We start from the raw sequence: 16,452 nt of genomic DNA, 5'->3' as shown, positions 1-16,452 counted from the left end.
GCTCTTGTCAACGCCAATTGACAAGAACTTGGTCCGATAAACTCCGCGGTTTACTCAGACTTCATTCGGACTATGTTCTTGTCTCCCGACATTATTAACTTGAGTGTTGCGATTTCCTACGAAACTTTCGAAAATGGGCAGATTTGTAGCGGGACGAGTAACTCGGTTGCTCAGGCAGGTATCTTGAGGTGCTTAAGAATGTCGAATAACGGCCTCTTCTCTAGGGCTTGCTGGTACACGTAAACGATGATTTGCCCGAAATATTCCTGCCGAATTCGGTAAACGACATCTCCAAGCGTAAGATGCTTGTCGCTCTTCATCCAGTCCTGACGCTGAGATTCCAAAAAGTTCTGCGTCAGAAACTGAATCGCCCAAAACCGCTGAATGCCTTCAAATGATAGCAACTGATATTGATCAAAGCCTAGCAGTTCTTTGAAATAGCGATAGCCGGTTTCGATGTTCCAGCGCACGTGATAATAGCGTTGGATTGTAACGAGATCCAAGCTTAAATCCGTGCACAGGAGACAAACCTGAGGTTTGCTCGAATTGACATATTCATCTTTCCAAGACAGCAAAGCTTTGACGTTTTCCATTTCACTTAACGGACCTTCATATTCATAAATCCAGAACGTTCCCTGACTTTCCACCGTAACGGAGCGTAGGTCAGACTTGCGAAGGTACTGGACAGCGAAATCAGCCATGGAAATCGTTACGCCGCTTACGCAGATCAGTCGGTTTGTCTTTACAGCGGCGATGACATGAAAACCTTTGATATTGCATGCGTTGATGACCTTCTCACTGGTGTACCAGCTATCCATGAGAACATAAACCTGTTCATCTGGCATAGCCGAAAATGATTCGATCATTTCAAGGGCAAGATCGTTCTTGCTTTTGAATGGTAGGTGGTGTTCCTTGCAATATTCTTCACGGTAATAAGGACGAAAATCCCAAGCATAGGAACTGCTTTCGCTTACAACATGAGCCGTAACAACGCAGTGGCACCAGACCGATTTTCCAGCTTCGTGTGAATATTGAAAGCTGAGGGCTTCCATTTTCTTCGTTGAGGTTTCCTTCTTACAGCAAGTATCATCAACGATAAAGAATATAAGTTGCCGAGCGTCACCACTCTTTGCTCGTTTCGCGCGAATCTTATCCATTACGAAATGCATGCGTCGGCGCTGCATGCGATTGACGCACCATGGCGAATGATTCAAAAAATTCGTGACATTGCTGAGGTGACGATCTCCTCTGGCAGCTTGCTGAATTTGTGTAATATTTTTACGTCCGGCACAAAGAATGATGCCGTGAACGAGGGTAAACAGATGACCAAGCTGTGGTTTAGAAAATTCCAGCTTCAAGGCTAAAATGAACTTGACGATAGGCAAGTAGAGGGATACCATGAGATTGGGACATCTCCTTTTCTTGGAAATTGTGGTTGTGGTAAACGACAATTTCTCTATTCAATGGCGATGTCCTTCTTCTGTTTATTCATTCGACGAAGTTTCTAAATTTCTAATCTTAATCTGCGATCGTCGACGGCAATATTTTCACAACACTCAAGTTATTAAGTTAATTCTTGTGTAGAACAACTTGTTTAAGTCTCTTAATGTTTGATTTACCAGTTCCAAACTTGCCCCTAGATAAAATGATTTTAGACATATAGCTTATCCTTTAAGATCTCCGGAAGCCATACGGCCATAGGACCCGATTCCCGGTTATCCCAGGCGTAATAGGGAATTGCAGTTAATTCACTCTGCTCGTAACCGCATTTTCCACGAATAATCCATCCTCCATTGAGCAATTCTTTCATCCTCTCTTTAAAAAAGTTCATTTCCGGACCAATCGATATGTCGTTGATCGGTACCTGTTGATCGACTGCCTCCAAACAGTAAACGAGAGGGCCACGCTGTAAGGCCACCTTTCCTTCATTCTCTTTGACCTTCAGATGGGACTTGACCCGATTAACTGGCATTTCCAGATCAAGTTTAACCGTATCGCCGGTCGTCCACTCCCGGGAAACCTTAATATAGCCTTTTTCCATTACTGGGTTTTCAAGCAACTCACCATTAATACGAACACTCGCTCCCTGACACCAACCTGGGTATCTAAGGCGAATATCAAATTCGCGGATTTGCTTCGGATTTACCGTTATGTCAATTCGGCCATCCCATGGGTATTCGGTTTTCTGTGTCAATTCAACAGAGTTGGTTCCAAGTGCAATCATTCCGGAGCCCTGTATGTACAGATTGATTACAACTCCCGTCTCCGATGCAGCATAGACGTAGTTCCCGACTGATGGCAAAAATCTGGCGATCTGTGTTGGGCAGCAGGAACAGTCGAACCATTCGACACGGTGATGATGACCGTCAGATGCCAAGGGATTCACATAAAAGAATTTGTCGCCGCTCAGTGAGACACCGGCGATTGCCCCGTTGTACATAGCCCTTTCAACTATATCCACATACTTGCTGTCACCATGAAGCAGGTTCATCCGGTGATTCCAGAGCACCATACCAACTGACGCGCATGTTTCGCAATAAGCCGATGCGTTTGGCAAGTCGTAATCCTCAGTAAACCCTTCGTTATGCCTGGACGGACCTATACCGCCTGTTATATACATGTTACGACGCACAACGCTGTCCCAAAGTCGGTCCAATGCAGCCAAGTAACCGGCATCCCCATTCATCGAGGCTACATCCGCCATAGCGGTATACAGGTACATCGCGCGAACGGCGTGTCCTCCCACATCCGACATATTTCGTACCGGTTTGTCGTCCTGGCAGTACTTCGGTCCCCATTCTTCCTTTTCCCAGATCATACCTACACCGTGTCCGTGACCTCTTTCCTCAAGCAGCCACTGCGCAAGCTGCCAGTAACGCTCTTCCCCCGTCTCATTAAATAGCTTTACGAGCGCAAGCTCGATCTCCTCGTGCCCATCAACCCAATGCCGCTTACCGGGTCCGAAAGTTGTATCGTAATGATCGGCAAGCTTGCAAGCCACATTCAACAACTTGGTTTTATTGGTCGCCTGCTTATATGCGATTGCAGCCTCGATCAAATGACCGCCGCAGTACATTTCATGCTTTTCCATGTCTGACCACTTCTTGTCGGGAGCCTTCAGGCTGAAATATGTCATCAAATAACCGTCTTCCTCTTGCGCTGCAACAATAAGATCAATAATGGTGTCAATGCGTGCCTCAATTGCGGGATCGGGATGCGTCATCAAGGAATATGCGGCGCCTTCCAGCACTTTGTATAGATCAGAATCGTTGAAATATATTCCTTCAAATTCTCCTTCCATTAATCCCGCCGCTTTCGCAAAGTTGGTAATTCTCCCTGTACGTTCGCATTGGTCCAAACAAACCGGAAGCGTGATGTCCTTATACACCCGCAATCGCGGTGCCCAGAATGAATCTTCAAGTGAAACGTTGGTAAAAGGGATATGACCAAACGTTTGGTAAGCATTTTTGCCATTTAACATAAAATGCAAAACTCCTCTCAATCTGAAAATGAAACTCGCTTTTAATTCCACAGGCTGCAACTATCAGCCTGTGGCATATGTTCATCGTTGTAAATTTCGCTCATTTTTGCACTTGTTTAACTGCTGTACGTTTGCCTATTAACGGGAATTCACCGATCCGTAACTTCGCACTTCCGTAAGGTACGAGTTCCAACTCGTTTACCGGCTGCCCATCCGTCTTCGGATTCAACGGCGGGGTACCCGCATTGTTTCCCTCCATTCTCCAGTCGCGGACCAGTTTGCCGATTGTCTTCAAGCGACAGGGAGTATGCGCTGCATCAAACGGTTGATAAGGTACTTCAGCCGTTACCACTTCAAAAACAGCATCTGATATCAGGCCGTATTTCCATGGAGATACTGGGTATATTTCCCAATCATGGAACTTTTCACGCTCTACTATACGTTGCCAATTCTCTTTCACTGGAAGTGCATAGACGAGAGGCCCTCGCTCCACGCTGACGGCATACAAGTTATGGGAGGCAATATATACTTCCATTGGCAATTTAAGATGGATATCGTCTCCGTTAAACCATTCTCGATCGATTTTCGCGTAACCGTCCACAATATCTAAAGAGATACTCACCCCATTTATCGATAAACTTGGAGAACTGCACCACTGTGGCACTCGAAACGAAATAGCGAACCGCTCCTGACGATCCAGCGACAGGGTCATCATTACTTCTTCGCGAAACGGATACTCCCCACTAACCAGCAGGCGGGCTGTTGCGCCAGAACCAACTTGCGTCAACACGGTGCAAGGTGCGTAGGAAACCGCCGCCAGACCGCCTTTTCCGTCCGTCATCCATAGATTGGAAGTCAGTTTCGGCCAGCCTTGATGCATATTCGCCGTACAGCATCCAAAGTTTGGTTCCAAGCCAAAAAGGTTCGCATCCACTCCGTTGCTCCAATTACGCGGTGCGACATTGCAAACAATCTGGTTTACCTGCTGATCGTACTGATGTGAAGTCCAATCCACAGAAATGGCTGCAGGCAGAGCATTAAAAGCGACTTTTTCTAAAATGTCGCCGAATCGTCCTTCACCGAAAATACGAACCAAATTTTCCATTGTGAACATGTATTCCACAACGGCACATAGCTCTACTCCCTGGCTCGGATGGGTGCCGGACAGCCATTCATCCCCCGAAAACATCCCATGCGCTTGCCCATGGTAGGTCATCAGGCTGTCAATTCCGCGATGAACCGCTTCCTTCTCTTTCAAATCACCGCTCAGTTGAAACTTTATACCCGGGGTTTTCAATCCCATAGCCACATTGACGACATGCGTCCTCCAATCCCACTGCTCAACTTTACGCCAGAAGGGGAAGTCATGGAAAATATCGGTCCAGTCGGTCGTTTGTTTCGCTATAATTTGAGCCAGCTCGAGCAAAAAGCTTTCTTTTGTGCGCTTATGCAGCCACAAGATGCTCAGCAGCATCTCAGCACCTCGCGTTTCCGCCCAACCACTTAGAGGCCGCTCAGCAATCATACTTTTGACATAATGGAAGTATTTTGTTAAAAACGGTATGACCCGCTCATCGCCTGTGGCTTCTTCATGCTGAGTCAGCACTTTCAACATGATCATGTAGTGCCACCAGTCTTGACTCTTGTCGACATCGTTATTGACAGTTTCAATGCGTACAGGGCCGAAATTTCCGTTTTCTTGTTGACTTTTAAGGCTCCACTCTATCCAACGGTTCGCTTTGGAGATTAACCGTTCGTCTTCCAGAAGATAAGCCAGAGGTATCAATCCGTCCAAATAATACGGTCCTCTTTCCCAGCTTTCACCGTTTCCTCCAATCCACCCGTTTTTCGGTCCTACATCTGCCCAATGCTCCTCTAAATGCCCCGTAAGTCCGTCAGCTTGAATGTGGAGCTGGTTTTTTAACCATCCGTTAGGCTTAATGCTCCCAAGTGGGAGCGCTTCAAATGCCGTTTGATATAGATTCATCGTCGTCCTCCTAAACGTTTCTCTTCTCTCATAACTTGATACTAATTTCCGTAAGTTAACCTTTAATGCCTGTCAAGGTAATCCCTTCAACAAAGTATCGCTGTCCGATGAAGAACAAGGCAATGATAGGCGCGACAATGACTGACGACGCCGCCATGAGATAACCCCATTGCGCGTTGTATAAGCCTTTGAAGGAGGCAAGCCCGATAGCAAGTGTAAATTTATGGTCATCGCTCAGATAGATGAGTGGACCGAGAAAATCGTTCCAAATACCTATGAATGAAAAAATAACGACTACTATAAGAGCTGGTTTGGATAAAGGCAAAATGACTCGCCATAATACGGTGAACGGATTGGCCCCGTCCATATATGCGGCCTCGTCCAAATCTTTTGGAATGTTCATAAAGAACTGGCGCAGCAAAAAGATGTTGAATGCCCCTCCCCCGAACCAGGCGGGGACGATTAGCGGCAAAAATGTGTTAATGGCTCCAACTGTTTTCCAGAACATGAACGTTGGAATGAGCGTAACCGCATATGGCAGCATCAGCGTGCTGAGCAGTAGCGCAAACATTAAATTACGACCCGGCCAGCGCAAACGAGAGAAGCTGTAACCCGCCATGGCGCTGGTTATGACGATACCTGATACGGCAAACAATTCAATTGTCATCGTATTGAGGAAGAAAAGATTGAACGGGACGATAGTGAGAGATTCTTTATAATTACTCCAGGCAAAAGGACTCGGAATCCATTCGGGTGGAAAAACGAAGATTTGGTTGGTCGTCATTACGGAGCTGCGCAGAAGCCAGGCGAAGGGGAACAGCATGACGATGCTACCGAGAATGAGTATGGTATAACTCACAAATAAACTTAACGATTTCCTTTTTCTACCCCTCATCCTTAGACGTAGTCCCATTTCCATATCGGAGAGTGCCGTCTCGTGAACGTTCATATTTTCCCCTCCCCCTCATAATAAACCCAAAACTTCGACGAGCGGAATACCAATGCGGTCATAGCCATAATGATTAAAAAAAGCACCCATGCCAGCGCGCAGGCATAGCCCATCTTCGTTTCAGTGAACGCCGTACGGTACAAGTAAAAAATATAGAACAGCGTCGAGTTGTTGGGACCACCGTTTGTCATGACATAGGCCTCATTGAACACTTGGAAAGTACCTATCATTGCCATGATGACATTGAAGAAAATTGTCGGCGTCATCGATGGCAGCGTAATATGCCAAAATTTTCTTAGCATACCGCCTCCGTCAACCTCGACAGCTTCGTATAAATGACTCGGCACCCCCTGAAGCCCCGCCAGGAAAATAACTGCAGCATTGCCAACACCCCATGTACTCATGAGAATTAGCGACGGAATCGCGGTACTTTCACCATAAATCCACTGTGATACGGGAAGTCCTATGCTTTTTAACAAAGAATTTAGTAATCCGAAATCGGGATTAAAGATCCACAACCACAGCATCGTATTGGCAATACTCGGTACTAGAACAGGCAAATAAAAGATTGTTCTAAAAATAGGTAGAGCTTTCACCTTCTGGTTGAGTAACAGCGCAACGATAAACGAACCTAAAATACCCAGCGGCACACTGCCCAGCGTATAATAGACAGTGACAAACAACGATTTGCTGAACAATTCATCTTCCGTCACCATATGTTTGTAATTGTTTATGCCGATAAAGCGGAATTCACCGCCGATATTCCAGTTGGTCATGCTGAACAGAAGTGAAGCAAGCATAGGGCCAACGGTAAAAATGAAGAAGCCCAGTATCGCCGGCAAAGCTAAAATGATTCCCCATTTCCTTTCCATACGTTCAATTCCTGATGCACGGCGACTGGCGGTACTATTCATGATAATTCCTCCTACTTAACATGATAGAGAAGAGTCCTTTGAAAGAATAAGGACTCTCTCTTTTGGGAATAAATTGATTATTTCCTTGAATATTTGCCTTTCAACAAGGGTTCGATAGTTTTTTGTAGATCATCGAGCACTTGCTTTGCCGGAGCGGAATTCGTCCATATTTTATCCAAACCTGCGGTAATCTTCGGGTCAATTTCTGCGAAGTTCTTAAGAGAATATGACGGCGACCCTTCAGCATTTTTCAAAGTATAATCAATAATGGCATCTTTGAATTCCGTCGGGTGCACGTCATTTTTAGTCCATTTATCGATGTATTCCTGCTGATCGTAGTACTTCATCTCGAGAGGCATCCACAAACCTTTGGCGTACAAATCAACCTGCTCCGGATCGTTATGATACAAATAAAATTCCATCGCTTCCTTCTGATGCTTTGTATTTGCGAAAATAACGGTCGGTGCTCCCAAAAGCATCGTTTTGGCTGTTTTAAACTTGGGTAGAACACCCATACCGAAATTCATTTTAGTGGATGCAAAGTCAAGCAGTGACCATTGCCCGTCAATCGCCATGGCAACTTTCTTCGTCTGCAAACGAACGTTGGTTGCTGGCATGTTTTGCTGTTGAGTTGCCGTAGGGGCAACAAAGTGCTTATACATCAAATCCTGCAGCTTCTGGAATACCTCAACCGCTTCGGGGCTGTTCATCGTGTATTTGGTTCCGTCTTCGTTGGTAATGTCCGCCCCGTTACTTAGGAGGAACGGATACCAACCGGCAGACCAAGTAGGGACCGACACGCCGTACTGCACGATATTTTTCGGATCGAATCCTGCATCCAACGGAGTTTTACCGTTTTTGTCCTTAGTCAGCTTCTTTGCAGTTTCGACAAACTGATCCCACGTCCAAGCTTCGCTTGCTTTGCTTGGGGGTAATTGAACTCCCGCCTCTTTAAACAAGTCTTTGTTGTAGTACATGGTTATTATTTCTGCTGCCGTATTTGTGCCCACCGTCTTGCCGGGAGCGAAGTAGTAGTAGGTTTGTGGAATCCGATTGCCAAGCTGAGGGTATGCTTTCAAATAAGGCGACATATCGAGTACTTTGCCTTCTTCGCCCCATTTAAGTGCCAGTGGTTCCCCGAGATAAGCGACATCAGGAAGCTCATTCGTTGCCATTAACGTATTAATTTTAGTGTTGTAATCGCCGGTTACCTGCTGTGCATCGATCTTTATATTCGGGTGGGAACTTTCGAATGCCTTTACCATTTTGTCAACTGCCTGTTTTTCAAATGCACTGCCCCAGAACATGAATTTTAACGTTACTGGTCCACTACTAGAACCCCCGCCATCCTTCGATTTTGTGCTGTCCCCAGTGGTTGAACAAGCTGTTGTTACTAACATGAGAGCGAAAACGAGAAGGAGAATGAACCACGATCTTTGTGCCTTCATTTGTAGTGCCCCTTTCATATTTTTTGTTTACGCTTTCATTATCCTCAAATGGGATCAGTTGAACTATAGAATAAATTAAGATTGTCTTCAATATATTACGAAGATTTTTTCATTTACAGATTGCGTTTTCTGAACTCGCTAGGGCTGACACCTTGATGCTTCTTAAAGGCTATGCTGAAATAGTTGGCATCGGAAAAACCAATGCTTGCGGCGATATCATGCATTTTTAACGATGTGTTGGCCAAAAGCTCACGTGCTCTTTCAAATCGTATACGTGTAGTTAACTCCATATAGGTTTCGCCAGTGGTCTGCTTAAACAAAGAGCATAAATAATTGGGACTCAAATGGAGATGGGAAGCAAGCGCCGTTAGACTGGTTTCATCCAACGAGTGATCGCGAATCCATTGTTTGGCCTGTTCTATAATTTTGACTGAAGGTGTTTCCTTAGATGTTCGAATGGAATTGACGACTATAATCAAGAATTCGGATAAAAATTCAAGAAGGCTGTCTACCGTTTCAATTTCGGATATTTTCACAAACGGGTCGTTGGTCCAAATTGTATTCCTAGTTCTCGATTCCTCCTGTATCCTCAGAACAAATACGACAAGTTGGGAGGCGATCACCTTCGCATCGATAAGCGGCATGGAGCGGATTTCAGAAAACCATTCCTTTAGAATGTCAATGTTCAGGATATCGGAACCGGCACGGATTTCGCTAAGAAAAAATAATTCCTTGTTAAGAAGCTGCTTGCCTCTACTTACCGACGGGTCGATCTGTCGATAAGGAATGATATTGCCGCTTCCGATTATCGTGCGATGCTCCACAGCCTCAAGGGCTTCACGAAAAGCATTATCAAGTACATGGGCATCCATTACAGTGCCGCTTAGCCCGATACTTACTGAAATTTTCAAATAAGCTCTATAAGTTTCCTGTAGACGTTTGGCTAAATCTATCAGGTCACGATCTGGTGCTTTTTCAGCTGCCGTAAGAGGATTACCCTTGGTTTGAACTAACAAGACAAGTCGGCTTACACTCAAGCTGAGTACATGCCCGTACGTAATACCTCCGTTATCCACTGTATTGTTTTCCTCTTCCAGAACCTCCAGTGCCAGCTTTCGGTATGCATAAAGATACAGTTGGCGGTCGCCTTGGGAAACGTTCCTCATAGTATCGTAAAAATGGTCAATATCGATACAAAGAACTCCATAGCACGCCTTTGTATCAGTTATCAAACCCATTTCATGCAATTGTTTCATGATTTCCGTGTTTGCACCTCGATGCAAAAAATCGAGCAGAATTTGTTCCGATGCTGCCTGCTTGTACAAACTGACTTTTTGTTTCAGTTCATCCATGAAGAAGAGTTGTTCCCGTTCAGCGTTAATCTGACCTGCGGCTTTTTCGAGAGCCTGTATCAATTCGCCGTAAGATACCGGCTTAAGCAAATAATCGGAAGCCTGCAACGAAACAGCCTCTTTGACTTTATGAAAATCATCGTATCCGGTCAAAAAGATGATTTGCGTATTTTCATTCCGTTCTCTGATCAATCGGGCGAATTCCAGTCCATTTTTTCCAGGAATATTAATATCCAGCAGCACTATATCCGGCAGATGCTCTTCGTACAGCTTGATTGCCCTGTTGCCGTCTTCCGCCTCGCCTATCACTTCCATGTACATTTCCCTCCAGGGCACAGATTCCTGGATACCGTTTCTAATATGAAATTCGTCATCAACGATAAAAACTTTAATTGCCTGCGGCATGGTGCTATTCCTCCTTAGGATCGGTAATCATCGGGATATTCAAAGAAACCGTCGTATAAGTGTCCTGCTCACTGTAAATATGTACACCATATCCTTCGCCGAAGCGAAGTTTCAAGCGGTCATGCACGTTCTTTAATCCATAGATAAGACCGGTTTCTTCTTTATCCAGCGCTCGGTTAATTTCCTCCAGTTGCTCTGGTTGAACCCCTTTCCCATCGTCGGTAATGTTGAAAACAAGCGTCCGTCCGACCTCTTCCCCCGAAATGACGATCGTTCCCTCTCTCTCTAATTGCTTTAATCCGTGATAAATACAGTTCTCAACGATAGGTTGAAGAATGAATTTGGGTACATAATAGGCAGACAGGTCTTCCTCGAAATTGAGGAAGAAATCGAACTTATTCACATAGCGAAATTTTTGTATCCGTATGTAGGATTGGACATGCTCTAATTCTTCTCTCACTGTAATCAGCTCATTGCCTCTGTTGATCGTATTCCGAAAAAATTTGCCCAAAGAACTGATGACCTCACTTATCTCAAACTGTTTACGGGAGATTGCCAGCCAATTGAGCGATTCAAGCGTATTATATAGAAAATGAGGATTGATCTGCGCCTGCAGTGCCTGGATCTCTGCCTTCTTCCCTTTAAGTAAAGCACTATACACTTGTTCATGGAGCTCCTTGTTTTCTTCTATCATCCGCAGAAAGCTTTGGCCGATCTGGCCGACCTCATCCGTTGGGTCAAACTTGACCAGATGGATTTTCTTTCGGTTGGTATTCAATTTGATTAAAAGTGCCAAGCGGTTCAAGGGTCGTCTGATCGTGCCGCTGATCCAATTGGCTAGTATGAGGCCGATGACAATCGTGCCAAGAAAAAAACGGATAAATATGATGCGAATCAGTCCTGCATCTTTGTATAAATTCGAAGCTTCAATCACGTTGGTTATCGACCAATCAACACGTTCATTATTTACGGAGGCAGCAATATATTTACTTCCAACTGGAACAAACTCACGGTTCCGATGCTCAACCGACTGTGCGGATTCGTACAACTTTCGCATGACTTCATCATCACCATGTTCTTTTATTCCGGGCAGAATATAGAGGATCTCTCCTGATTTTCCGGATATAAAAAACCGTGACTCTTTCGTAGGATTAAGAAAGGAGAGCCCTTCGAAAAATTTCGTTTTATCTAATTCCAGAAGAACAAAGCCGATGACTCCGTTGTCACCATGCGTCTTTCTCAAAATTTTACCGATAACCATCCGATCGTTTGCATCATCATTTGGGTCAAGCGATTCGCTGTTTTTGATGATGCTCGATCCGACTAAGAGCAATTCATCGTACCATTTTTGCGCTTTTTCCGGACGTATGTAAGAACCGTATATCCGCATGTCTGGCGGAGCCGTCATGTCATAAATCATATAACTTACGATATACGACTTTGTAACGGTTATAGTGTTCATGGCATTGTTTATTTTATTGGAATTGCGGATGTAGCTGTATTCAATGTTGTCTTCGATGTTGACGGAAGAACAAACCTGATCAATCGCTCCGGTTAATGAGCATTGGATTTGCATATTGCCGATAATCACATTGAAAAGGTCATTTTCATCCACAATTAGGCGGTCTAGATAATGCTCACCCATATCAAGTGATGAAAAAGCATGTAATTCAGCATTATTTACCAACTTGTTGGCCGATATTTTGTACACTGCAAAGCTTAGGCAAAGCATGGGGATGACTGTAAGAATCGTTGTCAGAATGAAAAATTTCCCCCGGATTTTTTTCAGGCTAAACAATTCAAAAAAAACTTTCAATAGAAATCCCTCCCGGTTGGCTCCTTTGGTTTGAAAAAATAGAATAGAGGCCATGTATATGATTAATAAGGACAAATTATCAACAATATCGCTGTTATCCATATTTATTTCGAGAACGTCCTTGCAACTATTTTTCCGGAAATTAAGCCTCCCGACCGACAAATGACAAAAATCTTCATAGATTCTCTTCAAGTTCCAAATAAATTATTAAGCCCTCGAATAACTCCGAGGGCTTGACATAAGTGTTCTTGAAGCGCTGCAAAATTGATTATTACTCCCATTTTTTTGTTACTTCCGAAGAAACGATTTGCAAGTACCGACGTTTTTATTTATTTGGCTTTTATAATAAAAATGCAACTGTAAACTCATCAATTTTTGGGGATTTCTACAATAATCAACTATATCTAAACACCAATTATTATCTAAGATGCCCCAATACTACAATAGATTGTTAGGAAGATCATACTTCTTCCGCGCTAAAAATGGCGTCGAATCTTGTAAACCTCCACGAACATTTTATGACAAGCCTGCTGACGGATTGCTTTTCCCTGATTTGATTGAGACCTGCTCGTTCAGGTCAGTCGAACGGCATTTCGCCCAAAATATATTGGATGTAAGAGGATCAATCGAATCTTCTCGTCGCACGAAAGGGTCCAGCCCCATCCTTTTAGCGAAAATAACGCCGACCCCTTAGGTTAGAGCTGGAATAGTGGGAATTAGCGTCTCCCGTGTGATTTATAGTGTTTAGAGATCGCTTGACTCACACTCAAGAGCATAATGTGTGATTGGGTTAGCAACCGAATATAGGTGTTTCGATGCATTCCCTTCGGCTTTACCGGCAATGGTTTTATTATATTTATGGAGCCATCTAACCGCTTGCCAATGGATTTAAACCTGTTTAGATGACAGCTTGAGGTATTCTCCCGTTGCGATTGATAAGCCAGGTTATTGCAATAGCGGCAGAGGAAGTGTTAACTGTTTAAATGAACCTTCCCTACATGACGATGACATTTTGGACAACGCAACCATGGACGGTTTCCTCCATTATGGCATGGCACCAGATCACATATGCTTTCTCCGTTTACCTTATAGGAAACGATCAAACCTTCAACTGTAGTCTGTACACCTACATCAGCTTTTTTCCGTCCGGGCTTGGACCGTGTCACCGTTGGAAGCTTTTTAAATTTCAAATTATTTATCTCGATTTGGATCTCTTGTACGCCCCATTACATCTTCACCCACCGTCCGTATTTTATGTAAGAAAAATTTTCTTGAACTTGTTTTTGAAAAAGAAAAACAACCTGTCTTGGTCATAGCCTCTTTCGGTAGACGTCAAAAAAGAGTTCATATCATGGGCTTAATACACTGTAGACCGGAGGGGATTTTTATGGCTAAAGGCCAACCTAAAGCCCAATCTTCTTTTAAAAAGTAACAAAAAAGTTTTTTGTGAGTCGTGACCTCGAGCCGGACATAGTTCTAGCAATAAAATTCCTCCCATTTATCGAGCTCGAGGCTGGCTCCTCATGATCTCATGTGTTACCGTCAGTTTTATGGACAGCTATAACTGCCTTCGCCAATTATGACTTAAACCCAGGCTAGCGCCTATGCTTGGCGCGCCAAAAAAGCGCATATTGCCATCAAGGCAATATGCGCTTCGATCAAATTCTATCCCCCTCCCTTATCGCTTCGCCTTATAAAACTCATGATAAAGCTTCATGAGCGCTCGCTTCTCAATCCTTGACACATAGCTGCGCGAAATCCCCAGCTCCTTCGCAATTTCCCGCTGCGTCCTTTCCTCTCCACCGTGCTCAAGGCCAAACCGCCCCATCACGACTTCCTTTTCCCGGTCATCCAATATATCTAAATTTTTATATATTTTGCTTTTCTCAATTTTAAGCTGCACCTTGTCTACGACATCATCGGCTTCTGTTCCAAGAATATCGATCAAGGTGATTTCGTTTCCTTCTTTGTCTGTCCCAATAGGGTCGTGCAGCGATACATCCTTCCGAGTTTTTTTCAATGACCTTAGGTGCATCAGGATCTCATTCTCGATACAACGCGCTGCAAACGTAGCCAATTTGGTGCCCTTATTCGGCGAGAACGATTCGATCGCTTTGATCAGCCCGATGGTCCCGATCGAGATCAAATCCTCCAGATCTTCCCCCGTATTGTCGAATTTTTTGACGATGTGAGCAACCAATCTTAAATTATGCTCAATCAACAAATTTCGCGAATACTGATTTCCTTCGGACATGAGCCGCAAGTGTTTTTCTTCTTCATCTTCAGCAAGAGGTTGGGGAAAAGCGTTGTTTTTCACGTAAGAAACAAGCAATGTTACTTCTTTGATAAATAATGCAATTGCTGAAAAAAGACCAGGCAATGCAGCCACCCCCACGATGATATTGGTATTATATATATGTGGGTAAGTGCCTAGAAGTGCAAGTACGAAATTATCTAATTCTCTATATGGCTGGAAAGCTGCGGATTTAAATTAATACCTTCCAATTCATTACAATTAAAAGTATAATTTTTATATCATAATTCCAAATTGCTTGAGGTAAAAATGGGAGAAAATCCAAACGCCAGAATTCAGCGCAAAAGAAACATTCATCTTTCAAATGTACAATACCGAGAAATTGTTGAGCTTTCCCCTGAGCCCATTATCGTTCAAAGCAATGGTTTGATTATTTATGCAAATCCCTCTGCCGTAAAAATGATCGGTGCGGAAAATCAAGAACAACTGATTGACCAGCAATTAGTTGATTTTATTCATCCCGATGATCTCGAACAAAACGAAATCCGGAATACCTTGCTTTTCAAACAAGGGAAACCCTCTGAACTCATTGAGATCAAGCTTATTCGACTGGATGGCAAGATCATCACGGTCGAGGTGAAATTTGTGCCCATAACTTATCTCGGGAATTTAGCCTTAGCGCTGTTATGCAGGGATGTTACTGAAAAAAATGAAACCGATCATGCCTTGCTTGAAAATGAACAACGTTATCGGCATCTAATAAAAATGTCGCCTGAACCCATTGTTGTCCACAGCAATGGAATTCTCGTTTATCTGAATGACTCCGCCAAGGAATTGTTTGGCGCAAACAAGCAGGATGACTTGATAGGAAGCTCCATATTTGACTTTATACATCCTGATCAACATGAAATATTAAAAAACCGTCTCTTACAATTCGATAACGATGAAATTCAAGTGGAATACATATATTACAATTTAGTACGCCTCGATGGACAATTGATCGAAACAGAAATTTCCAGCGCGGTCGTGTTTAATTACTTGGGAAACTCTGTCATTCAGAGCGTTATACGTGACTTGTCGGCCAGAAAAAGAAATGATGAATTTCTTAGAAAAACCGACAAGCTTTCGGCCATCGGACAATTGGCTGCCGGGGTAGCCCACGAGGTCCGTAATCCACTCACCTCGCTTAAAGGCTTTACTCAGCTGCTCATGAAAAGACATGAGGAAAGCAAGCTGTATCTTGACATTATGTTGGATGAATTAGAGCGTATCAATTTTATTGTGAATGAATTTATGCAGCTGGCAAAACCGCAAGTTGTGGAGTTTAAAGAACATCATTTGAAAACTATATTGGAAACCATCATATCCATTCTTGATACTCAGGCTATTATTAATAAGGTCCAAATCAACATGTCTTTGGATGCAGACCTGACACCGATTTATGGGGATGAGCCTCAGTTAAAACAGGTTTTTTTGAATATTATTAAAAATGCGATAGAAGCCATGCCGAATGGTGGAACACTAAGGATTCAAGCTAATGTTCAAAACAACCATGTAGTTTTACAGTTCATAGACCAAGGCTGCGGTATTCCAAAGGATCAAATCCCAAGACTGGGGGAACCCTTTCTCACAACAAAAGAAAAAGGAATTGGTTTGGGCTTGATGGTAAGCTACAACATCGTCGAAGCTCATAGAGGAACCATGTTCTTTGAAAGTGAGCTCAACCAGGGCACCACCGTCAATATCTTATTGCCTTTGAACAAAACAGCACGCTTATCCGCATCGATGAAATAAGGCACATGCATCGTTTAATTGTACAAGAACTGGTATATTTATCCTTTATATT

At 43.7% G+C, this 16,452-nt stretch carries 10 protein-coding genes; 1 reads left to right on the top strand and 9 read right to left on the bottom strand.

Translation table 11 applies throughout. From position 1 onward, the window contains the following. Window positions 1-170: 170 nt before the first annotated feature. From BLV33_RS25200 to sigK, 9 genes are all read right to left on the bottom strand, one after another. Window positions 171-1,400 carry an IS701 family transposase gene (locus tag BLV33_RS25200; RefSeq protein ID WP_090798099.1) on the bottom strand — a complete coding sequence of 410 codons (1,230 nt, stop codon included), beginning with the start codon at window positions 1,398-1,400 and terminating at the stop codon, window positions 171-173. 251 nt (window positions 1,401-1,651) lie between these two features. After that, window positions 1,652-3,481 carry a glycoside hydrolase family 127 protein gene (locus BLV33_RS25195; RefSeq protein WP_090798097.1) on the bottom strand — a complete coding sequence of 610 codons (1,830 nt, stop codon included), beginning with the start codon at window positions 3,479-3,481 and terminating at the stop codon, window positions 1,652-1,654. A 100-nt stretch (window positions 3,482-3,581) separates the two neighbouring features. After that, the gene (locus tag BLV33_RS25190) at window positions 3,582-5,468 is read right to left on the bottom strand and encodes a beta-L-arabinofuranosidase domain-containing protein (protein WP_090798095.1); all 1,887 of its coding nucleotides are present in this window, start codon (window positions 5,466-5,468) and stop codon (window positions 3,582-3,584) included. 55 nt (window positions 5,469-5,523) lie between these two features. Beyond that, a complete protein-coding gene (locus tag BLV33_RS25185) occupies window positions 5,524-6,363 on the bottom strand; it encodes a carbohydrate ABC transporter permease (protein WP_253187271.1) in 840 nt (279 codons plus the stop codon). Between the two features lie 50 nt (window positions 6,364-6,413). Continuing rightward, the gene (locus BLV33_RS25180; RefSeq protein ID WP_090798091.1) at window positions 6,414-7,331 is read right to left on the bottom strand and encodes a carbohydrate ABC transporter permease; all 918 of its coding nucleotides are present in this window, start codon (window positions 7,329-7,331) and stop codon (window positions 6,414-6,416) included. Window positions 7,332-7,408: 77 nt separating this feature from the next. After that, window positions 7,409-8,779: an ABC transporter substrate-binding protein gene (locus BLV33_RS25175; protein WP_253187168.1), complete on the bottom strand. Its 1,371-nt coding sequence runs from the start codon at window positions 8,777-8,779 to the stop codon at window positions 7,409-7,411. 113 nt (window positions 8,780-8,892) lie between these two features. Further along, window positions 8,893-10,536 carry a response regulator gene (locus BLV33_RS25170; RefSeq protein ID WP_090798089.1) on the bottom strand — a complete coding sequence of 548 codons (1,644 nt, stop codon included), beginning with the start codon at window positions 10,534-10,536 and terminating at the stop codon, window positions 8,893-8,895. 4 nt (window positions 10,537-10,540) lie between these two features. Beyond that, complete coding sequence (locus BLV33_RS25165) at window positions 10,541-12,352, bottom strand: sensor histidine kinase (protein WP_171909297.1); 1,812 nt, start codon at window positions 12,350-12,352, stop codon at window positions 10,541-10,543. A gap of 1,678 nt (window positions 12,353-14,030) precedes the next feature. After that, on the bottom strand, window positions 14,031-14,732 hold the full coding sequence (gene sigK, locus BLV33_RS25160) for an RNA polymerase sporulation sigma factor SigK (protein WP_090798085.1): 702 nt from the start codon (window positions 14,730-14,732) through the stop codon (window positions 14,031-14,033). A gap of 183 nt (window positions 14,733-14,915) precedes the next feature. On the opposite strand from sigK, the gene BLV33_RS25155 reads away from it, so the two are divergent. Further along, a complete protein-coding gene (locus BLV33_RS25155; protein ID WP_090798083.1) occupies window positions 14,916-16,400 on the top strand; it encodes a PAS domain-containing sensor histidine kinase in 1,485 nt (494 codons plus the stop codon). The last annotated feature ends 52 nt before the right edge of the window (window positions 16,401-16,452 follow it).

Source organism: Paenibacillus sp. GP183 (assembly GCF_900104695.1).
Lineage (GTDB): Bacteria > Bacillota > Bacilli > Paenibacillales > NBRC-103111 > Paenibacillus_AI.
Note: the sequence above shows the minus strand (reverse complement) of the source record. Positions and strands in the feature narration are given on the sequence as shown.

Bases quoted from the DNA above. Each gene is read 5' to 3' on its own strand.
- BLV33_RS25200 (WP_090798099.1), bottom strand. From the start codon at position 1,400: ATGGTATCCCTCTACTTGCCTATCGTCAAGTTCATTTTAGCCTTGAAG.
- BLV33_RS25195 (WP_090798097.1), bottom strand. From the start codon at position 3,481: ATGTTAAATGGCAAAAATGCTTACCAAACGTTTGGTCATATCCCTTTT.
- BLV33_RS25190 (WP_090798095.1), bottom strand. From the start codon at position 5,468: ATGAATCTATATCAAACGGCATTTGAAGCGCTCCCACTTGGGAGCATT.
- BLV33_RS25185 (WP_253187271.1), bottom strand. From the start codon at position 6,363: ATGAGGGGTAGAAAAAGGAAATCGTTAAGTTTATTTGTGAGTTATACC.
- BLV33_RS25180 (WP_090798091.1), bottom strand. From the start codon at position 7,331: ATGAATAGTACCGCCAGTCGCCGTGCATCAGGAATTGAACGTATGGAA.
- BLV33_RS25175 (WP_253187168.1), bottom strand. From the start codon at position 8,779: ATGAAGGCACAAAGATCGTGGTTCATTCTCCTTCTCGTTTTCGCTCTC.
- BLV33_RS25170 (WP_090798089.1), bottom strand. From the start codon at position 10,536: ATGCCGCAGGCAATTAAAGTTTTTATCGTTGATGACGAATTTCATATT.
- BLV33_RS25155 (WP_090798083.1), top strand. From the start codon at position 14,916: ATGGGAGAAAATCCAAACGCCAGAATTCAGCGCAAAAGAAACATTCAT.